This is a genomic window from Paraburkholderia dipogonis, assembly GCF_046027395.1.
Lineage (GTDB): Bacteria > Pseudomonadota > Gammaproteobacteria > Burkholderiales > Burkholderiaceae > Paraburkholderia > Paraburkholderia dipogonis_A.
Window position 1 is genome coordinate 195,825 of sequence record NZ_JAQQEG010000012.1, and the last position, 20,997, is coordinate 216,821.

At 61.9% G+C, this 20,997-nt stretch carries 21 protein-coding genes and 2 pseudogenes; 8 read left to right on the plus strand and 15 right to left on the minus strand.

Features of this window, described 5'->3' with window-relative positions; translation table 11 throughout:
* Positions 1 to 4: 4 nt before the first annotated feature.
* Positions 5 to 541 carry a DUF2231 domain-containing protein gene (locus tag PQR32_RS14640; protein WP_408227698.1) on the minus strand — a complete coding sequence of 179 codons (537 nt, stop codon included), beginning with the start codon at positions 539 to 541 and terminating at the stop codon, positions 5 to 7.
* Positions 542 to 591: 50 nt separating this feature from the next.
* Positions 592 to 768: a hypothetical protein gene (locus PQR32_RS14645; RefSeq protein WP_408227701.1), complete on the minus strand. Its 177-nt coding sequence runs from the start codon at positions 766 to 768 to the stop codon at positions 592 to 594.
* Positions 769 to 957: 189 nt separating this feature from the next.
* Between PQR32_RS14645 and PQR32_RS14650 the strand changes: the two genes are divergently transcribed.
* Positions 958 to 1,749: a phytanoyl-CoA dioxygenase family protein gene (locus PQR32_RS14650; protein WP_408227704.1), complete on the plus strand. Its 792-nt coding sequence runs from the start codon at positions 958 to 960 to the stop codon at positions 1,747 to 1,749.
* Between the two features lie 190 nt (positions 1,750 to 1,939).
* Here the strand turns inward: PQR32_RS14650 and PQR32_RS14655 are convergent, their stop codons facing one another.
* Entirely contained in the window at positions 1,940 to 2,563 is a 624-nt protein-coding gene (locus tag PQR32_RS14655; protein ID WP_408227707.1) for an MmgE/PrpD family protein, read from the minus strand.
* Between the two features lie 360 nt (positions 2,564 to 2,923).
* Positions 2,924 to 3,574: pseudogene (locus PQR32_RS14660) on the minus strand (acyl-CoA dehydrogenase family protein); the annotation flags it as partial.
* An 11-nt stretch (positions 3,575 to 3,585) separates the two neighbouring features.
* On the opposite strand from PQR32_RS14660, the gene PQR32_RS14665 reads away from it, so the two are divergent.
* Entirely contained in the window at positions 3,586 to 3,894 is a 309-nt protein-coding gene (locus PQR32_RS14665; RefSeq protein ID WP_408227710.1) for a class II glutamine amidotransferase, read from the plus strand.
* A gap of 47 nt (positions 3,895 to 3,941) precedes the next feature.
* Here the strand turns inward: PQR32_RS14665 and PQR32_RS14670 are convergent, their stop codons facing one another.
* Genes PQR32_RS14670 through PQR32_RS14680 form a run of 3 tightly spaced genes read right to left on the minus strand, consistent with a single transcriptional unit; the run spans position 3,942 to position 6,700 of the window.
* A complete protein-coding gene (locus PQR32_RS14670; RefSeq protein WP_408227775.1) occupies positions 3,942 to 4,184 on the minus strand; it encodes a hypothetical protein in 243 nt (80 codons plus the stop codon).
* Entirely contained in the window at positions 4,184 to 5,446 is a 1,263-nt protein-coding gene (locus PQR32_RS14675) for an SfnB family sulfur acquisition oxidoreductase (protein ID WP_408227713.1), read from the minus strand. Before PQR32_RS14675 ends, PQR32_RS14670 begins: the two co-directional genes overlap by 1 nt.
* A gap of 3 nt (positions 5,447 to 5,449) precedes the next feature.
* Positions 5,450 to 6,700, minus strand: a complete 1,251-nt coding sequence (locus PQR32_RS14680) for an SfnB family sulfur acquisition oxidoreductase (RefSeq protein WP_408227716.1) — start codon at positions 6,698 to 6,700, stop codon at positions 5,450 to 5,452.
* A 324-nt stretch (positions 6,701 to 7,024) separates the two neighbouring features.
* Here PQR32_RS14680 and PQR32_RS14685 point away from each other — a divergent pair.
* A pseudogene (locus PQR32_RS14685) lies at positions 7,025 to 7,243 on the plus strand (metal ABC transporter substrate-binding protein); the annotation flags it as partial.
* Here the strand turns inward: PQR32_RS14685 and PQR32_RS14690 are convergent.
* Together PQR32_RS14690 and tauD are read right to left on the minus strand one after the other, a co-directional pair.
* On the minus strand, positions 7,235 to 7,546 hold the full coding sequence (locus tag PQR32_RS14690) for a hypothetical protein (RefSeq protein ID WP_408227719.1): 312 nt from the start codon (positions 7,544 to 7,546) through the stop codon (positions 7,235 to 7,237). The pseudogene PQR32_RS14685 and the gene PQR32_RS14690 overlap by 9 nt on opposite strands.
* A 277-nt stretch (positions 7,547 to 7,823) precedes the next feature.
* Positions 7,824 to 8,657: a taurine dioxygenase gene (gene tauD, locus PQR32_RS14695; protein ID WP_408227722.1), complete on the minus strand. Its 834-nt coding sequence runs from the start codon at positions 8,655 to 8,657 to the stop codon at positions 7,824 to 7,826.
* 298 nt (positions 8,658 to 8,955) lie between these two features.
* Here tauD and PQR32_RS14700 point away from each other — a divergent pair, with 298 nt between their 5' ends.
* Entirely contained in the window at positions 8,956 to 9,525 is a 570-nt protein-coding gene (locus PQR32_RS14700; protein WP_408227725.1) for a phasin family protein, read from the plus strand.
* Between the two features lie 79 nt (positions 9,526 to 9,604).
* Here the strand turns inward: PQR32_RS14700 and PQR32_RS14705 are convergent, their stop codons facing one another.
* The 4 genes from PQR32_RS14705 to PQR32_RS14720 form a co-directional block, all read right to left on the minus strand.
* Positions 9,605 to 9,808, minus strand: coding sequence for a cold-shock protein (locus tag PQR32_RS14705; protein WP_083083486.1), 204 nt, complete (start codon positions 9,806 to 9,808; stop codon positions 9,605 to 9,607).
* A gap of 216 nt (positions 9,809 to 10,024) precedes the next feature.
* A complete protein-coding gene (locus tag PQR32_RS14710) occupies positions 10,025 to 11,809 on the minus strand; it encodes a SulP family inorganic anion transporter (protein ID WP_408227728.1) in 1,785 nt (594 codons plus the stop codon).
* A gap of 4 nt (positions 11,810 to 11,813) precedes the next feature.
* A complete protein-coding gene (locus PQR32_RS14715) occupies positions 11,814 to 12,881 on the minus strand; it encodes a sulfate ABC transporter substrate-binding protein (protein ID WP_408227731.1) in 1,068 nt (355 codons plus the stop codon).
* Positions 12,882 to 13,041: 160 nt separating this feature from the next.
* Complete coding sequence (locus PQR32_RS14720) at positions 13,042 to 13,257, minus strand: hypothetical protein (protein ID WP_408227734.1); 216 nt, start codon at positions 13,255 to 13,257, stop codon at positions 13,042 to 13,044.
* A gap of 653 nt (positions 13,258 to 13,910) precedes the next feature.
* Between PQR32_RS14720 and PQR32_RS14725 the strand changes: the two genes are divergently transcribed.
* From PQR32_RS14725 to PQR32_RS14740, 4 genes are all read left to right on the plus strand, one after another.
* Positions 13,911 to 15,254, plus strand: coding sequence for a tetratricopeptide repeat protein (locus PQR32_RS14725; RefSeq protein WP_408227737.1), 1,344 nt, complete (start codon positions 13,911 to 13,913; stop codon positions 15,252 to 15,254).
* Between the two features lie 524 nt (positions 15,255 to 15,778).
* Positions 15,779 to 17,035 carry an ABC transporter substrate-binding protein gene (locus PQR32_RS14730; RefSeq protein ID WP_408227740.1) on the plus strand — a complete coding sequence of 419 codons (1,257 nt, stop codon included), beginning with the start codon at positions 15,779 to 15,781 and terminating at the stop codon, positions 17,033 to 17,035.
* Positions 17,036 to 17,063: 28 nt separating this feature from the next.
* Complete coding sequence (locus PQR32_RS14735; protein ID WP_408227743.1) at positions 17,064 to 17,933, plus strand: carbohydrate ABC transporter permease; 870 nt, start codon at positions 17,064 to 17,066, stop codon at positions 17,931 to 17,933.
* Positions 17,903 to 18,784 (plus strand): carbohydrate ABC transporter permease, encoded by an 882-nt coding sequence (locus tag PQR32_RS14740; RefSeq protein WP_408227746.1) that lies wholly within the window; start codon positions 17,903 to 17,905, stop codon positions 18,782 to 18,784. Before PQR32_RS14735 ends, PQR32_RS14740 begins: the two co-directional genes overlap by 31 nt.
* A 271-nt stretch (positions 18,785 to 19,055) precedes the next feature.
* Here PQR32_RS14740 and PQR32_RS14745 read toward each other — a convergent pair whose 3' ends face one another.
* Complete coding sequence (locus PQR32_RS14745) at positions 19,056 to 20,039, minus strand: GlxA family transcriptional regulator (RefSeq protein ID WP_408227749.1); 984 nt, start codon at positions 20,037 to 20,039, stop codon at positions 19,056 to 19,058.
* 107 nt (positions 20,040 to 20,146) lie between these two features.
* Positions 20,147 to 20,997: MmgE/PrpD family protein (locus PQR32_RS14750; RefSeq protein ID WP_461824412.1), on the minus strand; the 851-nt coding region annotated here is incomplete at its 5' end.

Consider the following 20,997-nt stretch of genomic DNA (forward strand, 5'->3'; position numbering starts at 1 on the left):
GATTTTATTCACGAGCCGCCCCCTTGAAACCGAATCTGGCGAACCCGAGAGCGAACTGCCCGATACTCAGCAGTACCACGGTGATCACCGACCGAATGACGTTCTCGGGAACCATTGCGTAAGCATCCCGGCTATGAACGAAGGCGTTGACGATCGCCGCGACGATGCCCAGCAGATTCAACCAGAAGTCGAGTTTCTCGATACCCGCCACCGTGCCGCGCGGCGAAATCCATACGTGGCAAAGATTGATCACGCGCGGAATGATGGCAAAAAACAGTGCCGCAGTGACGAGCCACGCAGCTCCCTTTCCCCAGAACACATTGCCGGTGGCCGCGTAGGTGACGTCAAAAACCAGTGTGCCGACGAAGAGGCCGTACGGAATCGGATTTAACAGCTCGAAAACCGCCGTGGCGAATCTCGATCGATCGGTCGGAGTGGCCTGAATCATAGGTGAATCCCTTGTGCTGAGTACGCGCAAGCAAGGTCGGATTAAACAAGCGGCGCGTTCGGTCGGAACGAATTCAGGCCAGGCATGTTGCATGCGCGACCCGTGCGGGCGAGCAACAGGCGCGGCACAGCCTGTCCTCCCTATCAGCCGGCTTCGCCCACCTCTTTCGGATCGGGCAGTTTTTCGCCGCTATTCGGCTTCGGCGGCGCTGGTTCATTCTTCAGCGACTCTTTCTGTTCGTCGCTCAATCGGCGGTCCGCGGCGGTCGGGTCGGTCTCGGTCTGACGTGGCGGCGTTGGGCGTGAGGATTCGGTAGCCATATAAACTCCATTTCGGTAGGTAGACTGTTGACCATCAGGTGCATGATCCTTTCTGCAGAAGCATGCGGCGTGCCGCGGACCAGCGAACCTGCCCGGGCGCTAGCGCTCCCCGTTTGTCTCACGTAGCCTCGCTGATTTACGCCTGACGGATGCATTCGATGAAAGTTCGACAACTGCAAGGAGACGACCGTGGCCGACCTCTCTTCTGACAAACTGGACGAATGCGCTGCGACATTCGAACGCGATGGAATGATTGTTTTGAAGCACCATTTTCCTGCGGCGTTGCTCGCTGCCTGGCGCGAAGCATTCGAGCCACTGCTGCGCGAGCGCGTCGCCTCGCGAACAACTGCGGTGCGCGGCGACAACCGGCACTACATCACCCTCCCGTTCTCGGGCGTGTTCGCCGACGAAAGCATCTTTTGCGACCGCGCCATTCTCGGTATCGTCGAGCGGGTCGTGGGTGACGACCCGGTGATGTGCCAACTCGCGACCGATACGCCGCTGAACGGCTCGACGTATCAGGACATCCACCGCGACACGCCTCCGCTGTTCGACGATCAGCCGGAAATGCCCTCCTTTCAATTGGCGGTCAATTTTCCCTTGTGCGACGTCTCCCTCGAGAACGGTCCCTTTGAGACCACGCTAGGCACGCATCGCATGCGTCCGGACGAAGCCATGAAGGCGTGGCGCGAGAACCGGGTCGGTTTGCAGGCCGTCCAGATGGAACTCGGCGACGTCATGGTGCGGGACGTTCGCGCGCTGCATCGAGGTACACCGAACACGACGGATCAGCCGCGCCCTATGGTGGTGATCGGCTACAGCAGGAGCTGGTATTTTCGACCCGAGGTTCATATTGATGTGCCGGCCGACGTGGACGGACGCCTGAGCCTCCGGGCAAAGCGGCTACTACGCTATATGCCGCGCGTAGATCGACTGGACGTTGGCCGCGCGCCCGAGGCGTATCAGAAGTTCGCCTATTGAGGCAGTCTCGGAGGCTTCGTATGTGAGCGTGAGGAGTCGACCAGAGCACTGGACGAACCGGCATCGACTCCGTGGACACGACGGCGCGTCCTGCCGTCTCGTATGCCACGCTCACCCCGCGCTCGAAGAGTAGTTCCTCGAAGTCGCGCAAGCTCAGCGGTTGCGTCGCACCGGCGTTCACCATCAGGCGTCAAGCGACTTGCGCCGCCAGCGTCCAGAGCGCGCGCCAGTCGTTTTCGCCATCCAGTCGCTCGAGCCGGTTCCACAGGGCGTCAACAGCGGCCACATCGGCGCCCAGAGCAACACAGGTGGCGAGTTTCTGGCGTCGATCCGCATCCGACAGCGGACGACGCCGATCCCCAAGCGGCACGTCGACCCGCTCTCTGAACGCCCGGCCATCGCGCAGACGCGCCGTGACGATGGCGGGCACCGCATCGGCCGACGGACTGCTCTCAAGCGCCTCGTCGACCACGAAACGCACTCGCGGAACCAGTCTGCGCACGTCCTCGCGCTGCACCGCAGCATCTTCGTAGTGAGCTAACGTCAACATCCCGTCCAGGGCCGCCGCCAGAGAGTGCTCCATACTGAACTTGCCTTGCAGTCCAGTGTCCGGTCGGGCGTGTTGCAGGACCTTCTTCGCGAGAGGATGCGAGACGCACTCGATCGTTTCGATATCCCCTCCCTTGAAGCCGTGCGTCTGCTTCAGACTGATGAGCGCATCCAACGCGCAATGGGTGCATCCGCACGCTCCGTAGCGCTTCAGTGCGATTCCCGGCGTCAGCAGATCCCAACTGTCGGCGAGCGCAGCCTGCAACTTCTTCGTTCTACGCTATCGGCTTCTACGAAACGGCATCCGCTATCGATTCAACCGGCAAGCAGGCCGTTGCCGAACTCAGCGGCAGCGCCTCCGCGAACGACCACCAGCTGGCGGCTATCGTCGGGACGACCCTCCCGATCCTCGCGCCAATGATTCGGTACGTGCTGGCCGAATGGAATGTCGTGGTGTCGGCCATGCTGCTGCCGCAGCACTTACGATAAAGCCGCTGCCATAGCAAAAGAACCAATCGTTATGCACATGCAAAGCAGGGAGCCGAGGAAAGACGCGTTGGCGGTTGCTCGTCATGCGAGCGGGTCATCGTATGCCGTGCTTTATGAAGCACGGGTCAAGGGCGCATCAGAACACGCGTCCTTCGGTGAGATGCGTGGTCACGCCGTTCAGCTCATAGTCGCCGATCACGCGCGCTTTGTGCAGCAAAGGGTTGTGACTGAAGATCGTGCGCAGATTGCGCCAATGGCGGTCAAAGTTGTGCGTGCGTCCCGTGGCCGACGCGCCGCCAATCTCGAACAGACGCTCGCCGGCGTACAGCGCCAGCTTGCTGACCACGAGCTGTGTTTTCGCAGTAGCCAGCGCGCCTTCCAGCACCCGCTCATCCGCATTGGCTGCGCCGCTGTGAATCGCATTCGCCGAACGGTCGAGCGTGCGAGCGTTTGCCGCGACCAGGGCATCGATCGACAGGCTGTGGGCTGCGAGATCGCCCACCACCTGCTGCACGAAACCGTCCTCGCGTGCGGAGGGCGCGGGGCTATGCAGCACCGGACGGCCGTATTGCGTCACGTAGCGCCGCGCATCCGCGAGAACATTGCGCACGATACCGGCCGCGACCGTCACCAGGTGCAGCTGCCGCACTGCGCTACCATGCCGGCCGGCGAGACTGGTATAACCACGTGTCGCAATCTCGTGGGACAACACCTGCACGTTGTCGAGCACGAGACTCCCGCTCGCGGTCATGCGCTGCCCCATGCCGTCCCAATCGTCGATGATTTGCACTCGCTTACGTGACGCGCACGTGGCCTTTCGCCAGCGCACGACTCGTCGATGCGGACCTGTCCATCGATTTTGCCGAGCGGGGCAAACCGGAGGATCGCACAACGGTAATTGCGACCACACCGTTGACGGACGAAGAGTGGATCATTTGCCGCCCCGGCGACCTCCTGATGTTCTCGGGCGGCATGTTGCAGCGACAAGCCTTCATTCCGGTTCCAGAACACGTTTTCGCGTCGGCACCGGCGGCGACGCGCGAGCTATCTCGGCCGACGGCCGATCAGGCCTGGCGCAACGATGTGACCTTTTTGCCCGGTGTGTAGGTTCCCGGCATCGCCGCGCATGTGCCGACCGGCGTGCGGCGCCCTTTTCATATCACCTTTGCCGTGTGTCGCCGGAAGGCCGCCGCCGCGTGCCGTGCAGGCAACTGGTCGTCCTCTCCGGACAACTTGTGACGCAGCGTGCCATCGGCATAAGCGGTCTTGTACTGTCCGCGGTTCCGCAGCAGACGTAGCCGCTCGAACGGTCGCGCGGATGCGTCCCACAGGCCGTGATTGATGCGACCCACGCCATGCATGCTGAACGCGTTGAGCAGGATCTGTTTCTTCGCCATCACAAGGCCCCATGCCGCGGCGGCAGCTTGTCGTTGAGATAGAAGTTGCCCACGGCGTGATACTTCCAGCGCACCGGGTCGTGCAGCGTGTGAGTACGCGCGTTGCGCCAGAAGCGGTCGAGACCGAGACCGTCGAGCGTCGCAGCCGTGCCGGCGAGTTCGAACAGACGCGAGCCGGCATCCAGCGAAACGGTCGTGGTGAGCGCGCGCGCCTCGGCCACGGCGATCGACGCCTGGGCGACCGTTCGCTCGGTGGGCTGCGCCTGCGCCGTATCGACGAAGCGACCCGCGCGGCGCAGCAACGCCTCAGCCGCGCGCAGCCGCACCGAAAGGTCACCGAACTGCGCGATGGTCAGCGGATCGTCGGCGGCACGTTCGACCTTCGCATCGATCCACGGCCGCGAACGCTCACGGACGAACTTCAGCGCGGCGTCGAAGGCGCCGCGTGCCTGACCCAGATCGATTGCCGCGTGAATGATCTGCGCGAGCGGTCCGATCGTCGTCGGGTGCTCGAACGACACCTGAAACGGCACGACCCATTCCGGTTCGACGCGCACGTGATCGAACTGCACCGAGCCGCTGCCGGTGACGCGCTGGCCGAAACCGTCCCAGTCATCGGTGACGGTGACGCCCGGCGTCTCGCGTGGGACGAACGCGAGATACGTGACGTCGCCGACCTCGTCTTCCGCCACCACCAGCGTCGGAATCCAGTGGGCGTAAAGCGCGCCTGTGCAATAGAACTTGCGGCCGTCGATGTGCCAGCCCGCCGCTTCTCGCGTGAGTCGCGTGCGGCGCTTGAAATCCTTGTGGCCAACCTCGGCGAGTGCATTGCCGAAACGATCTCCCGCGAGCACGCGTCCGTAGAAAAAGCGTTGCTGCTCGAGGCTGCCGCCGACACGCAGCACCTCCAGTGCGTAGAAATGGTTCTGCGGTATCTGGCCGAGCGAGCCGTCGGCCGCGGCGATCGTCGCAGTGACTTCGGCGAGTGTTCCGTTGCTCACGCCCGCACCGCCGAATTCGCGCGGCACGGTGATGCCCCACAGGCCGCTCGCCACGAATGCGTCGAGCTCAGCCCACGGAAGCCGCCGATCGCGATCGCGTAGCGCGGCTTCGAGCGCGAACTCCTCGGCGAGGCGCCGCGCGGCGAGCAGCGCCTGCGCATCGTCTGCGATCAGGTCGGGAACGTCCAGGGAATGCAATTCGCTAGCTAACAGCGTCGAAGTCGCGCTGTCGCGAGTCGCGGGAGAAAGATCAATGGCCATGTTTCAATTCCACGAGTGGCGCGCGGGAAGCACTTGATTCAGGTGATAGTTGCCGAGCAGATGCAGCTTCCAGCGCACCGGGTCGTGCAACGTATGAGTGCGCGCGTTACGCCAATGGCGGTCGAGGTTGTGTCCGGCGCGAGTCGACGCCGAGCCCGCCAGTTCAAACAGCTTTTCGCTTGCTTCGAGCGCGATGCGCGTGGTCAGCACCTTCGCCTCAGCCACGGCGACGGACGCTCGCGCGCTGGCTTCGGCATCGATCGGCTGAGCGCTAATCGCATCGAGCGTGCGGCCGGCGTCCAGCAACACTTCATGCGCGGCATGCAGGTCGATCTGCAGGCGGCCGATGTCGGCAATGATGTATGGGTCGTCGGTCGCGTGTTCGAGGCCCGAATCGACCCACGGCCGTGCGCGCTCGCGCACGAAGATGAGCGCATCGGCGACTGCGGCCTGTGCAATGCCCTGGTCGATCGCCGCCTGGATCAGTTGCGAAGTCGGGCCGAACAGACCCGGACGATCGGCCAGTTGCCAGATCGGCAGCACGTCCCGCGGATCGACCGGCACCTGGTCGAAGACCACACTGCCGCTCGCCGTGGTGCGCTGGCCGAAGGAACTCCAGTCGTCGATCACGGTAAGGCCAGGCGCATCGCGCGGCACCCAGACCTGCACGGCGCGGCCTTCGTCGTCGCTCGCGCGCGCCGGGATGCGGTGCGCGAACAATGCACCGGTTGAATAGAACCGCCGACCGTCGAGGCGCAATCCGTCCGGTGTAGTGTAGAGACGCGTCGAGCCTTGCAGGACCGTGGTGGCTGCCGCCGAGCGACGCTCCGGGCCGGCATTGCCAAGCCGCTGGCCCGCCAGCACTTCTGCGTACAGACGCTCTTTCTGCGCCGCTGTGCCGACTTCGCGCAGCACGCCCAGCACGCCGAAATGGTTCTGCGGAATCTGCCCGAGCGCCGGATCGGCCGCGCAGAGGTTCACGAAGACTTCGGCCAGCGTCGCGAACGACACGTCGGCTCCGCCATACTCGCGCGGCACGGTGATGGCGCCAAGACCGCTTTCCGACCACAGATCCAGTTCGTCCCATGGCAGCCGGCGCTTGCGGTCACGCTCGGCGGCGTCCACTGCGAAAACGGCGGCGAGTGTTTTAGATGCGGCGAGCGCCTCCGCGTCATCGGCGATCCGCGCAACGCGTGCCGGATCGGGACGCGTCGGCACGCGCGACGCGACAGAACTGGTTTCGGGATTGGACATGATGGCTCATACAGACTGTTGAGACCCGTCCGCTCGCACGCTTCGGCCTGTTGCTATTTGACAGCAGCACGCATCCGACTCGGCACGGAAGGGCTAATCGTCTATTGGACCAGCACATGACAATCACGCCTACTATCGAATTGGAAATTTCTTATGACGTGATTCGATTTGCCGAGCCCGCTCGCACGCAGCGCAAGATTCGTCGTACGTCCTTGCGTTCATTTGCATAACGATAGTGCTCGATGTTGTTTGTGTCATGGCGGCTGACTACCTGGCGTCTCTTGATCTTCATTTTGAACACTTTGGAACACATGAAAAACAACCCTGACGCTTAAGGGCGCATTGCTGCCCCTTCTTCTGACCTGCGGCATCGTGAGTGCACGGCCGGCGCTGGCAGCCGATCAAACAGTGCGTAACAGTGCATGTCGGCATCATGTCTGGCGAGGATGAGGACGTATGGCGCGCAGTCGCGGTCAACACGCCAGGCATGGCCTCACGATCAAGGTCACGACGTTCTCCGACTCCGCGAAAACCTCAGCGGCGCACGAGCATGGCGAGCGAACGATGCGCATCGAGTTGCCTGTCGTAGCCGGCAAGCGCACCGTCGACGCGGCGTAGCAAAGGCGGCGTAGCAACGGTGGTTGCGTCGGACAGCGTCGCCGACCCGGACGCCGGCGTGGCGCCGGCCAAACAGTATCCAACGTCGCGCCGCGCGTTGATGCAGGTGCGCACCTTACCGGCGTCGATCAGTGTGGCGAGCGCGGCATCCACGGCCTTCTCCGATACACCGAACAGACGGGCGAAAGTTATAGTCGTGTAGACACGGTTGTGTCTCATTTTCAGCATCAAACTATCGATTAACGGATCCATGCTCACAAAGGTCGGCCACTGCGGTTTCGGAACGAATGCCGCGCGCTGACTTTGCGCACGGCCTGAACGGAAGCATGGCAGCGTTCGCAAAATTTTGGAAAGACTGAGTTTCGATATGGTTATGAAATGCGCGGCACGTCGTCATGCGCGCATAACCCCGATCAGCCAGCGCCGCGGGAGTCTTGTGTACAACGCGCGATCGCGGTTGCTCAACGCCCGCGCTTACTACGCCAGCGTGATCGGGCTACGCCGCTCAATATGGCTTGTCGCCGAGAATGGTGGCGCGGTGCATGACGCGTCGGGCGGGGCGGTAGTCGTCGACCGCGTAGTGGCTGGTCGAGCGGTTGTCCCAGAAGGCCACATCGCCCAACGCCCAGCGCCAGCGCACGCTGAATTCCGGGCGCGACTGGTGCGCGAACAGGAAGTTGAGTAACGCCTTGCCCTCTTCTTCCGGCAAGTCATCGATCTCGGTGGTAAATCCTTCATTGACAAAGAGGCCCTTGCGCCCACTTTCTGGATGGGTGCGGACCACCGGATGGCTCAACGGCGGGTTCTTGAGTCGAGTCTCATTCCAGCGCTGTCTATCGGCTTCGGTCAGACCGAAACGCTTGAGCGGAAAGGTTTTGGTGAAATCGTGCTTTGCTGTCAGTCCTTCCAGCAGGGTCTTCAGCCTGTCCGATAGCGCGTCATACGCGGCAAAACTGCTCGCCCAAAGTGTGTCGCCGCCGTATTCCGGCAACTGGCGCGCGACGAGTACAGCGCCAAGCGGAGGGGTCTCGGCGAACGTGACGTCAGTGTGCCAGATGGCGTTGTCTTTGAGGTCGACCGCTTCGGTATCCAGCACCATGATCTCGCTCGCCGCGGGATGCTGCGGATAGATGGGATGGGTGTGCAGATCGCCGAACTGCGCAGCGAAATCGCGTTGTTGTAGCGGACTGAAAATCTGATTGCGAAAGAACAATACCTGATGGCGTGTCAACGCCTCGCGGATTTGGTCCCGCACGTCCTGATCGATGGGCTGGGCCAGATCGATACCCTCCACCAACGCACCGAGCGCCGGCGTTAGACGGGTGAAATTCAAACTCACTCCACACTCCTTGAAGGCACCGATACTTTGGCTGGCGAACTCAGGCGGCAGATTCTCCGCGAAAACCGACGTAAAACCAACCAACAAGAAATCATTTACTTATGGATTTTGGTTGATGGCTTCGTTCGCCGATTCGCCGAACAGCGAATGTCGCCATCTCGTCGACCATCTTTGCTTTCGCGAATAAGTGATTTGACTTCACCACTCCTGGACAACAAGAATGGGGCTCATGTTGCGACGCATCACTTTCGCGCCATGTGTTTGTTATCAACACCGCCGTCTACCCATGAGGATCGACATGACCCAGTTTTCTCAGGAACAATTCGCCGCAACTCAAAAGAATCATGTAGACACATTCTTCAGCCTGACAGGCAAGATTGTCGAGGGCGTCGAAAAGCTGACCCTCCTGAACCTGCAGGCTGCGAAGTCGATTTTTTCTGAAACTCAGGAGAGCGCGCAGAAAGCACTGGCCGGGAAAGAGCTGCCCGATCTCTTCCAACTTCATAACGCCCTCATACAGCCTGCCGCTGAAAAGGGCAATGCATACAATCGGCAGGTTCATGAGATTCTGACGGCCACTCATCAGGAATTCGTCAAACAGGCCGAAGCACAATTTATCGGGTACAGCCAGAACGCGCAGGCCTTTCTCGACGGCGTCACAAAGAACGCACCGACTGGCTCAGAAGCAGCAGTCGCCCTGCTGAAGTCGACGATCACCGCCGCCCAAGACGCCTTCGACACCGTGAACAAGGCAACCCGACAGGCCGCCGAAATTGCGGAGAACAATTTCAATGCGGCGACTATCACGTCGTCGAAAGCCGTGAAGGAAAGCGCTGCTCACGCGTCGCGAGCCGCCAAGGCCGCCTGATAAACGGCCATGCCCCGGCTGCGGGGCCGTGGGGCGTCGTACGGGCCGCCAGATCCGGGGCCCATTCCGTGCACCCGACCTAGAGCGGCTTGATGTCGGCAGCCTGCTTGCCTTTCGGCCCCTGCTTGACCTCGAAACTGACCTTCTGATTCTCCTGCAACGACTTGAAACCTTCCGTACGCACTTCGGAGAAATGTGCGAACAGATCATCGCCGCCGTCATCGGGCTTGATAAAGCCAAATCCTTTCGCGTCGTTGAACCACTTGACCGTACCTGTCGCCATGAGCATTCCTTACCGAGTGTTAGGCTGGACCGCGGCGAATGCGTTTCGCGCTGACGCGCTCCGTTGCTGCCGCGTCCAGGTGGCGTCGCGAGATGTTTCATCCACGCGGCGCAATTTAAACAATACGGCAAGTGTGAAGCACTCGAAACGAATCAATTCTTCGATGTTTATCACGCAGCCGCGAGCCATATCGCTTTGCGTCAGCCAACCCAGGCATTACACAAGGTAATAAAGATCTGCCAGGCGTTGCTCGGCCTGCAAGCGCCCCGCACAGTGAGGACAGATATTGCCTGCGCCCAGTTGCGCATAGGCGTACCGGACAGCGCGTACCGTCGCCGACCACGTCTCGTCCTCTTCCGGGAAAAACCGGTCTGCCGGATACCAGCCGGTAAAACGCAGATTGCCGAGCACGTGGCGCAATGCCGGCCGAAGTCCGGCGAGCAGTACGATGAGTCCGTCCCGTTGTGCGTCGCGCAAAAAATGTTCGAGCCGTTCAATGCACACCACATCGGGATTCCGCACGCGCTTGAAACGCAGCACGAGATAGTGAACATCTTGTTGCCGCGCGCGCGCCTTGATCGTTTCGAAATGATGATCGAGCTCCGGCGCCGCGCCGAAGAAAAACTCGCCTTCGAAATCCCAGACCGCGACCGCGGCACATGACGGATCGGATGGCAAACGCTCTCTCACGACGCCTTCCGGACTCACGACCAGTTCCGTTGCCTTCAATTTCGCCGCGCGGGGGACAAACAGGAGGATAGACAGCGCGACGCCGATCAGGATGGAGAATTCGACGCCGATCAGCAACGCGGCGAGCGTCGTCAATACGATCAGGCCGGCATCATATTTCGAAGCCCGGAACGTATAACGCAGACGCTCGACATCGATCAGGCGCACCGCGGTCACTAACAGCAGTCCCGCCAGCGAAGCCTTCGGGATATAACGCGTGAGCGGGGCAAGCACCAGCACCGCCAGCGCGACAGCCACAGCGGTCACCACACCCGAGAATCGCGTGGCAGCCCCGGCCTGGTAGTTGATCGCCGAACGCGACAGAGAACCCGAGCCTGGAAGGCAGCGAAAAAAACCACCCACCAGGTTGGCGACGCCTTCTGCGAGACATTGCCGGTTATAGTCAAGCGGCTGGTGAGTGTGATGCGCAATCGACTTCGCGATGGAAAGCGCCTCCAGCAAGCCGAGAAACGCAATCGCGACTGCGCTCGACGACAATTGACCGATCCACTTCCAGTGAATCTCCGGTATATGCGGAGACGGGAGTCCCGCTTTCAATGCGCCGATGACCGCGACCGCCGTATGACCGTCTTCCCCTGGCTGCGACCAGCCGAGCGCATAGGCCCCTCCGGCAACGAGCAGCAGCACGACGAACATATCGAGTTGCGGCAACCGGTAACGCCGTACGGCGCGACGCAGCGCCACCGCCAGGACGACTGAAGCCGCGCTGACGGCCACGGCCCTCAGGTTCACGGGATCGCCCTGCGTCAGCGTCAACCACAACCGGTACAGCACATGCTGATGACCGGTACCCTTCTCGCGCACGCCCAACGCATTACCGATCTGGCCGATCGCCAACAGTACCGCGGCGCCCGCCATGAAGCCGAGGATGACCGACTCCGAGATGTAGCGTGTCAGGTCGCCCAATCTGAAGACGGCGATGCCGATCTGGACGATGCCAACCATCACGCCGAGCAGAAACATCGCCTCATAGATATCGGCCGTGGCATTCGGATCGAGAAAAGCGAGCGCGCTAAACACGACGAGGGAAATCGCGCTGGTCGGCCCGTTGATCAGATGCGACGACGAGCCCAGCAGCGACGCAATCAACGTCACCACCACCGCCGAATACAACCCGAAGCGAGGATCGACGCCCGCGATCAGCGCATACGCCATCCCTTGCGGCAGCGAAATGGCGGCCACCGTCAGGCCCGCAAGCAGATCCCGTTTGCCCTTGCCCCAGTCGTAGGTGAAGTTGTTCGACAGCGCCATGAAGTTACCCCTTGTCTCTTGCGCCCTGACTCGACGAATCTGCCGCGCCGTCAACTGGCTTGAGGACCGTGTCGATAATGCCGTTTTCGTCGAAGAATCGATGGTTCGCGTCATCCCAGTCACGGGCAATCGCCGTCACCGGGAACAGCTTGAGCGGAGGCAGGCGCGCGGCGAAGCGTTGCGCAATGTTCGCGTTGAAAGGCCGGTAGCCAGCCTGGGCGATGGTCTGCTGAGCCGCGTCGGTGAACAGGAATTGCAGATACGCTTGCGCTTCACGTTCGCTGTGATGGCGCGCCACATTCACGTCGACCCATGCTACGTAGGGTTCGGCGAGAATGCTGACTGGGGGATAGACGATTTCGAGTTCGTCGTGCGCGTCCGCAACCTCGCGCAGCGCCTCGTTTTCCCACGCGAGTTGCACGTCGCCGATTTTTTCGACTGTGAAGCCGATGGCTGCACCGCGAGCGCCGCTGTCGAGCCGGACCGTGTGCTGGTACAGCGCACTGAGATAGTCGCGCGCTGCGCCTTCGTTGCCGCCGCGTGTGGTCACCGCGCCCCACGCCGCGAGGGCGCTCAGTTTGCCGTTGCCGGAGCTCCGCGGATCTGGAGTCACGATGTCCACACCCGGCACGATCAGGTCCGGCCAGTCGCGGATATGCCTGGGATTGCCCTTGCGCACCACGAATACGATTGTCGAGTAGTACGGCTGCGAGTGATTCGGCAGACGCCCGGCCCAGTTATCGGCGATCAAGCCACGCTTGCGCAACGCGTCGACATCCGAAAAAAGCCCTAACGTAACGACATCCGCTTGCTGCTCGCCCGCCACCACCGAGCGCGCTTGACGAGAAGAGCCGCCATGCGACTGTTTCACTTGCGGCCGGACTCCCGTTGCCTGCTGATAGGCCGCGATGAACTGGCCGTTGAGGGAACGATACAACTCCCGGGTGGGGTCGTACGATACGTTCAGGATCTCATTGCTTGTATTCCCCTGAACATTTTTCACCCCGATCAGCGTCACGGCGATCACGACACCCGCCACGGCGGCAAGGTTGAGCAACGGCAAACGTTTCATTGTTTCTCCGGCGGACCCGGCCGACCGGACCCCTTGCGGCACCGGAACACTCCGGCAAAGGCGGCTTATTGCATACCGTCATCCGGAATTGATTGTCTGCCCGGGCCGGACTCGTCGAAAACCAATTTGTTGTGATATGCAAAGTGTCGGCCGCGGCTATTTATGAGCACCGGGACGGCCGGTCATCAATCCAGATGCGCGCCCACCGAGCCGCATAGGCGAGGGCAAGGTCCGACTCGAAGAAGTAATCGAGTTCGTCGAACACGAAAGCCGGCTTCAACAGCGACACCTCGTCCTGAATGACAAGATTGGCTGCGAACAATCCGCCGGGCAGAGCTTGCGCCGCTGGCGCCACTTCATAACCTTTGTAATGCATGCCCGATTGACCTCCGATACGTGACGGCTAGAAGCGACGAGTCGAGGTTAGCCGGCTTATCGAAGCGGGAGAACCAAGCATTTGGCAAATGCAAATCCGGATCCGCTCGTCGTTGCATAGACATAAAGGGAGAGTTTCGATAGGTTGGCGGCAGGCTTCTTGCCACACGCAGCCGTGGCCATAGGACGTCACGGAATCGTCCCCAGTGCTCAAAATTTTATATTCGTGCCAGCAGCAGCCTCATGCGGCGCTAAGCCGTCGTACTGCTATCGATATGCAAAAAAAATGGTTCGACACGCTCGCCTGATTGCAGACACTCGATATGTTGCCAATCGCTCCGCCGACCATCATGAAGGGATTCGGAAATATCGCTCGTCGAACTTTCGATGACGCGACGGAAAACGCGTCAGCGCCATCGGACCTCCGTCGCGGCTCCGTTAAGCGGGTAGGCTCCGTGTTGTTGGTCGCCGGGATTCTGGCGTGCATTCACAGGGAAATTTCGGGCACGAGCGATGGGTCGCTCTTTTCCGTCACGACTGCATATGCTAGCGACACACTGCATCATCTCGTGACGGTCCTGCTCAACCGCAACCCATGATCCAATCGGTCGCCTCATATGAGCAACGGCCCGGTCGCCGTCCCGGAGCACGCTGATGGCTATCGACGCCCAAGGTCTGCAGGTGACGGCGTCGGAGGAATCCGCCGTCGCGCTCGACCGCGCCATCTCGGACTGCTTCGGCTGGAAGGGCGACCCTGTTGGCCGCTTGCAGGACGCAGTGGATCAGGATCCTGGCTTCGGTCTGGGCAGCAGCGCCATCGCATCGCTGTTTCTGCTGGGTGGGTTTCGTGCCGACGATCCGCGCGTCACCGTCGCCATTGCCGCGGCCGAACAGGCCAGCGCCGGCGCGACTTCACGCGAAATCCGCCATCTCGCTGCCGCCAGGACGTTGGTCGCGGGACGAATTGCCGACGCGATCGATCTGTGGGAGAGCATTCTCGTCGACCATCCGACCGATGCACTGGCTTTACGCTTCGCTCACGACGCTTACTTCTGCCTCGGTCAATCGCTCAGTATCCGGGATTCCATTGCAAGGGTCCTGCCGCACTGGGACCCGCAGGGCGAAAACTACGGCTATGTTCTCGGTCAGTATGCTTTCGGCCTCGAGGAAGCAGGTGAACTGCGTCGCGCTGAAAAGGTGGCTCACGCCGCCATCGCTCGCAATGCCGAAGACGGTTGGGCGATTCACGCGGTAGCCCATGTGCTTGAAACAGAAAGTCGCCAGGCCGAAGGCATCGCGTTCCTGCAGGCGGCCCACCCGGCCTGGAGCCGCGCTCACGCGCTCGCCGTCCACAATGGCTGGCATCTTGCTCTCTACCTGATTGAGGAAGGACGCTTCGATGAAGTGCTGGCCGACTACGACCGGTACGTTGCGCCGAAACTCGCAGGCGACTTCCTGCTCGACCTCGTCGATGCCTCCGCCCTGCTCTGGCGACTGGAACTCGCGGGCGCGGACGTCGGAGAACGCTGGGGCCCGCTCGCTGCCCAATGGCTGACCCATGTGGACGACCATGTGCTGGTATTCAACGATCTGCATATCGCGCTTGCCGTGTCGCGCGCCGGCAACCAGCTGGGACTCGAACGTTTTCGCCGCTCGCTCGAACGTTATATGCGAGACGGCCAGGGTGACAACCATAGCGTGACTACAGAGGTCGGCCGTCGCCTGATCGATGGCGTGCTTGCCTTTGCCGCGGGCGAATACGCCCGAGCAGTCGGCTATTTCCTGCCGGTGCGCTACCACGCCATCCGCATCGGCGGCAGTCACGCACAGCGAGATCTCATTACGCAGACACTCATTGCCGCTAGCAAGCGCGCAGGTCAGCTCGGCTTGACCCGCGCACTGCTTGCCGAACGTATCGCGGTAAGGCCGACCGAACGCACCAGACAGCACTACGCGAGCGTCGGCGGGATTAGAGAGTTCTCTTTACACGCCGTCTGATCAGGGATAACCGACCCTGTCCGTTCACGAGATATCGAAAATCGTTTCGGCAATAGTCTGATGGCGCCGGGCACGCGTATCCGTATCGAACGGCGCGTAGAGCGCGCGCGGATGACCGAATTCACCATTACACAGCAAGCGCTTGTATAGATCGGACCCAATCTGAGTGCCGATTGTGGATCACAAGGAGAGCTGAAAGCTCCAGTAGCCGCACGACGCAATACATCATCCCAGATCGGACACAGCTTCCCCCAGCGTGCGCACGCCAAATCCGCGTCATGGCCAACGGTGGGCGGTCGCGGCGCGGGAGCCGACAACGCGGCAATCATGCCTGTGTGCGGATTCGAGCGCTACGCGCCAACCCTGATTGCTGACACATGTTTGTCATGATAGGTTGCTGCAATCCCCCGCGGCCGCATCTGGCATCTATTTTTCCGCGACTCCGTGCGCGATGAAAAAAAGCGGGGTGAGTAGCTCTGGACTCATCGTACGCATACGCCTATCCCCGAGAGGAATTCGAGAGCATGGCTTCAATGATCCAGTGGACTACCCTGTTCGCCTGCCTCCGCGCGGCTTCTGTCGCGGCTTCCCTGTCCATCGCCGCACTTGGAGCCCATGCCGCGGATCTCGTGATCGCAGGCCGCGACGACATCTACGGCCGCGGGCTCGCGCAGGCGGTGGACGGCTACAAGAAACAGCACCCGGGCGTCGATATCGAGTTGCTGAAGCTGCCGAACAACGACCTCTATCAGAAGCTGAAGCTCTCGTTGCGGGAAAACACGCGCGCCTATGACCTGGTGATGATGGACGACACCTGGTCCCCCGAATTCATCGCCAACGGATGGCTTCAGCCGCTGCCCGCCACGCTCGCGGATGCTGACATGGTGTCCTCTACGGTCTCCCTGGGACGTGCGTCGACGGGAACGTTGTACGCGATGCCGATCGTCGGCAACGTCGAGATGTTCGCCTATCGCAAGGATCTGCTGGCGAGTCGCGGCCTGCAGCCGCCGCGCAAGTGGGACGACGTGCTGAAGATCGCACAGACCATCGGTACAGCCGACAAGGACGTTTCGGCTGTCGTGTTTCGCGGCATGAAGGGCAATCCCGTCGTCACCGGTTTTCTGCCGATCCTTTGGGCGTATGGCGGAGAAGTCGTCGACACGAACGGCAAGGTCACGATCGATTCGCCCCAGGCGCTGGCCGCGCTAAAGATGCTCCTCGCCCTCAAGAAGTGGGCACCGAAGGACGTCGACGTGTATGGAGCCGGCGAAGTGCGCGACGCGTTGCAGGGCGGCATGGCCGCGCAGGCCATCGAAGTGTGGCCCGCCTGGCTGCCTGCGCTCGACGATCCAACGAAGTCGCGCGTCGTCGGCCAGGTTGCGCTGCAATCTCCGCCCGGCGAGGTCAAGGGGCCGGCGCCGATGCTCGGCATCTGGCAAATGGGCATTGCGAAAGATGCAGCGCATGCGAAAGTGGCAGCGGATTTCCTTGCCTATCTGACTTCGTCAGCGACGCAAACTCAACTTGCCGTGCTCGGCATTCCGCCGACGCGCAAGAGCGTCTTCGCCAATCCGACGCTCGTCAAACAATATCGCTGGTATCCGGAGCAGCTCAAGGCGCTCGAAGCGGGCCGTGCGCGGCCTCGCGTGAAGGACTGGCAGCAGATCGAGGCGATTCTCGGCGACGCGTTGCAACTCGCGCTGACGGGGCAGGCCGCGCCCGACGCGGCCTTGCATCAAGCCGCGCAGAAGATCGCCCAAGCCAACGCCGTATCGCAGTGACAGCGCAGGCAATCGGGGGAACGGGTCGATGAGCCGGTCACGACGTTACCTGCCGCTGATCGTCCTGATGAGCCCAGCCGTGCTCGTGCTCGGCGTGCTGGCGCTCTACCCGGTAGCACGCGTGCTGACCGATTCGTTTTTCTCAGTGGATTACGCGTCGGGGCACCGCTCGTTCATCGGGCTCGCCAACTATCGATCGGTCATTGCCGACGGCGAGTTCGGCACGAGTTTCGTCAATACGATCCAGTTCACGATCGTAGCCTCGATCGCTGAAGTCCTGTTCGGACTCGCGCTCGCGCTACTGTTCGTCCGCGCGTTTCCGGGCCGGCGCATCGCATTGCCGCTCGCCGTGCTGCCGATGATGCTCTCCACGCTCGTCTGCTCCGCCATCTGGCGCAACTGGCTCAATTACAGCGGCTTCCTGAATGCGCTGCTCACGGCGGCAGGTCTGCCGCGGGTGCCCTGGCTATCCGATCCGCACCTCGCGCTCTGGTCGCTGATGCTCGTCGATGTCTGGCAATGGACGCCGATGGCATTCCTCGTCATTCTCGCGGGGCTACAGTCAATTCCGCCTGAAATCGCGGAGGCGGCGCGCACCGACGGTGCGAACGAATGGCAGTGCCTGCGGTACATCACGCTGCCGCTCGTTGCACCGCACGTCGCCCTTGCCATGCTGCTGCGGTCGATCGACACTTTCAAGCTATTCGACAAGGTGTACGCGTTGACGGGCGGTGGTCCAGGCAATGCCACGCAGACGCTGTCGACGTACATCTACGACACGGGCTTCCGGTTCTTCAACGTTGGGCCTGCCAGCGCGGCTTCGGTCCTGATGCTGGTCACATGCGCGGTGCTGGTCTCGGGATACATATGGAAATCGGCCGTCAAGCGCGACCGGTGATGCCGGTCGCACGCTTGCAAAGTTTCGCGCGACGTTCGTCCGGTGCCGCGGTGCGTGGGCTGTTGCGGCTCGGTGCGCTGGCGGTGCTGCTGCTGCCGTGCGTATGGATGGCTGGCGCGGCTTTCACGCCCACGCTGGAACGCCTCGCGCATCCGCTCGCGTTGTGGCCTTCCGCGCCCACGTTCGAGCATTTCGCGGCGGTGTGGCAAAGCGGCATGGCCCAGCCGGTGCTGAACTCGGTGTGGGTCGCACTCGGCGCCACGTTGCTCGCACTCGCCTTGGCTTTTCCGGCCGCGTATGCTCTCGCGCGACTTGCGTTTCCGGCGCGGCTCGATCTGGTGTTCCTGATGCTCGTGCTCGCACTCAAGCTGATGCCGCCGATTACGGTGGCCGTACCGCTGTTTTCGCTGGCAAAGTGGTTCCATCTGCTCGATTCGCTGTTCGGGCTGATACTCGCATATCAGCTGTACACGCTGCCGATGGCGATCTGGATGTTGCTGTCTTTCGTGCGCGACGTGCCGATCGACTTCGAGGAGGCCGCAGCGCTCGACGGCGCAAACCTCGCACAGCGCATCGTCTTCATCGTCATGCCGCTTTGCGCGCCAGGCCTCGTTGCCACCGCCATCTTCGTGTTCATCACTGCATGGAACGAGTTTCTGCTGGCGCTGCTGTTCGTCTCGTCGCCAAGTCATTTCACGCTGCCGCTCGCCATGGCGGGCTATGTGACCGAGAACGGCATCGACTGGGGAGAACTGATGAGCGCGGGGCTGATTTCGTCAGTGCCGACGCTTCTGCTCGCGGGCTATGTGCAGCGCTACTTGATGCAGGGCTTTTCGGGTGGGTTGAAGTAGCGAGGCGGACGGCCGCTGGCAAGGAATTTACGCGCTTCGTCGGTGTCGTACCAGTCGAACATGAAGTCGTGGTGTGCGAATATCAGCCATCCCAAGGGAAATGTCGAGCGGGCGAACCGCCTCTCAATCTTTCACGTCGCGACGTTAGCATTCCCCCGCCCGGACGCCGCCAAGACCGGACCTTTCCCCCGCGATGATTTCCAGCCACTACAGTTGCGCCCGCTTCGGGACCAGCGGGGCGCAACATGAGGCGCGACGGCGATACACGGCGTTACAGCGTGTCCTTCGCGTTGCGTTCCGCGCCTGGCGTGCGATCAAAAAACTTCCGATAGCACCGACCAAGATGAGACGCACCAGTAAAGCCGCAGCGCATGGCGATGTCGAGCAGTGAGTACGTCGATTCATGAAGCAGCTTCTGCGCAGTCTTCAGCCGTAGCTCGAGATAGAACTGTGACGGACGGACGTTAAAATGCTTCAGCCACATCCGTTCGAACTGGCGCGGCGAAATGCCGACAAGCGAGGCGACCGTCTTCATCGGAACCGGCCGTTCGACGTTCTGTTCCATCAGCGTAATGGCATTGACGATGCGCCGGTCTTCGACACCGTATCGCCACTGGATCGCCATCTTCTGGCTTTCAGCGGAGCCGCGTATACGCGTATGCAAAAACTGGTCGGCGACTTCAACTGCGAGCTGATGGCCATGCTGGCTCGCGATCAGGTCGAGCATCAGGTCCATGGCGGCCGTGCCGCCGGCGCAGGTCAGGCGATCGCCGGCGACGCAGTACAGGTCACGGCACACCTCGAGCGACGGAAACTCGTCCGCAAGCGCCCTCAGGGCTTCCCAGTGGATTGTGCAGCGCCGCCCGTCGAGCAGACCGGCCCGCGCGAGGATCATCGTGCCCAGGCTGATGCCGCCCAGCGGGCGACCGGTCGCGGCATACCGCCTGAGAAATTCAAACACCTGCGCATTGCGGTAATCAGCGACTCCGATGCTTGCCACCACAAACAGGTGGCTGAATTCCGGCGCCGAGGTCATCGCGAACTCAGGCAGCAGTGAGAAGCCGGAACTCGACGACACCGGTTCGCCATCCGCGCTGATCAGGTGCCAGCTATACAGTGGCTTGCCGGCCACCCGGTTGGCGGCGCGCAGCGGCTCAGTGGCCGAACTGAGGGCCATCATCGAAAAATGCGGAACCAGAAAGAAGCCCATCCGTTGGGTTGGCGAGTCGGCCTTATCGTTTTCTGATGGGTCCATGAGCGTGTGTGGATCAATGACGGGAGAGGCCGCCGGTACGAGGCAGATCGCACGCGTCCCCATCGTCGCCGGAGCATCGGGGGCGCGTACCGATCGTACCTCGCAGGCTAGACCCGGATTTCGCCGAGCACCAGATCGAGCAGCGGCGCGATCGGGGCGTCGTTCGAGCCGAGTTCGTCGACCCGGCCCGCCAGTTCCTTCGCGTACCGCTCGCCGCATGCGCCTTCAGCAAAGTGCCGGAATTTTTGCCGGATCGCACTGGCAACGAACGGCAAATCCGGATCGCCGCGCGCCTGAGTCGGCCCGGAATCAAAGCGACGGCCGTCGACCAGTTCGACGCTCACGTCGGCCATGCGTTCAATCGGAAAGCGCGAGCTGAATTCGGGCTGTTCCTCCGCGCTGATCAGGTGGCTCAGACGCAGCACTTCGGCGTCTGTAAGACCGTTGCCCTGGATCGCGTCGAAATTGACCGTACCGTATTTGAGCGCCACGGCCACCGAGAAGTGCAGACTGTATTGCGCTTCCTCGGTTGTCGCGGGCTGCGCATGGGCAAGCCGCGTTGCATGATGGAAGGTCCTGACATACACCGAGCGAATCTGTCCGCTCGTGAAACCGTGCTTCCGCTTGAGTGCCTGCGCCGCGTCGATGGCAGGGTGCGCCCAGCGACATACCGGCTGCGGCTTGAAATATTGTTCCATGATGCGCCAACGCTCGCCGAGATCGCCCCAGTAACGTTGCGTTTCCGGCTGCTCAACCGTAATCGCGGGGGCGCCCGTGAATCCCTGCTGCGCCAGAAAGCCTGCGCTCAGGCCCGCCATGCACCCCCAGCCGGAGCCATCCTTGACCATCGTCGGATGATCGATGCAGCGCATCATCTGGCTGCGGGGTCCGTGGTATTCGGCAATCCCGAGCGCCTCGCGCGGGGGGGGGGGGGGGCCCCGGGGGGGGGGCGGGCCGC

Bases quoted from the DNA above. Each gene is read 5' to 3' on its own strand.
- PQR32_RS14640 (WP_408227698.1), bottom strand. From the start codon at position 541: ATGCAACATGCCTGGCCTGAATTCGTTCCGACCGAACGCGCCGCTTGT.
- PQR32_RS14645 (WP_408227701.1), bottom strand. From the start codon at position 768: ATGGCTACCGAATCCTCACGCCCAACGCCGCCACGTCAGACCGAGACC.
- PQR32_RS14670 (WP_408227775.1), bottom strand. From the start codon at position 4,184: ATGGCGAAGAAACAGATCCTGCTCAACGCGTTCAGCATGCATGGCGTG.
- PQR32_RS14675 (WP_408227713.1), bottom strand. From the start codon at position 5,446: ATGGCCATTGATCTTTCTCCCGCGACTCGCGACAGCGCGACTTCGACG.
- PQR32_RS14680 (WP_408227716.1), bottom strand. From the start codon at position 6,700: ATGTCCAATCCCGAAACCAGTTCTGTCGCGTCGCGCGTGCCGACGCGT.
- PQR32_RS14690 (WP_408227719.1), bottom strand. From the start codon at position 7,546: ATGCTGAAAATGAGACACAACCGTGTCTACACGACTATAACTTTCGCC.
- PQR32_RS14700 (WP_408227725.1), top strand. From the start codon at position 8,956: ATGACCCAGTTTTCTCAGGAACAATTCGCCGCAACTCAAAAGAATCAT.
- PQR32_RS14705 (WP_083083486.1), bottom strand. From the start codon at position 9,808: ATGGCGACAGGTACGGTCAAGTGGTTCAACGACGCGAAAGGATTTGGC.
- PQR32_RS14710 (WP_408227728.1), bottom strand. From the start codon at position 11,809: ATGGCGCTGTCGAACAACTTCACCTACGACTGGGGCAAGGGCAAACGG.
- PQR32_RS14715 (WP_408227731.1), bottom strand. From the start codon at position 12,881: ATGAAACGTTTGCCGTTGCTCAACCTTGCCGCCGTGGCGGGTGTCGTG.
- PQR32_RS14720 (WP_408227734.1), bottom strand. From the start codon at position 13,257: ATGCATTACAAAGGTTATGAAGTGGCGCCAGCGGCGCAAGCTCTGCCC.
- PQR32_RS14725 (WP_408227737.1), top strand. From the start codon at position 13,911: ATGGCTATCGACGCCCAAGGTCTGCAGGTGACGGCGTCGGAGGAATCC.
- PQR32_RS14730 (WP_408227740.1), top strand. From the start codon at position 15,779: ATGGCTTCAATGATCCAGTGGACTACCCTGTTCGCCTGCCTCCGCGCG.
- PQR32_RS14735 (WP_408227743.1), top strand. From the start codon at position 17,064: ATGAGCCGGTCACGACGTTACCTGCCGCTGATCGTCCTGATGAGCCCA.
- PQR32_RS14740 (WP_408227746.1), top strand. From the start codon at position 17,903: ATGGAAATCGGCCGTCAAGCGCGACCGGTGATGCCGGTCGCACGCTTG.
- PQR32_RS14745 (WP_408227749.1), bottom strand. From the start codon at position 20,039: ATGGACCCATCAGAAAACGATAAGGCCGACTCGCCAACCCAACGGATG.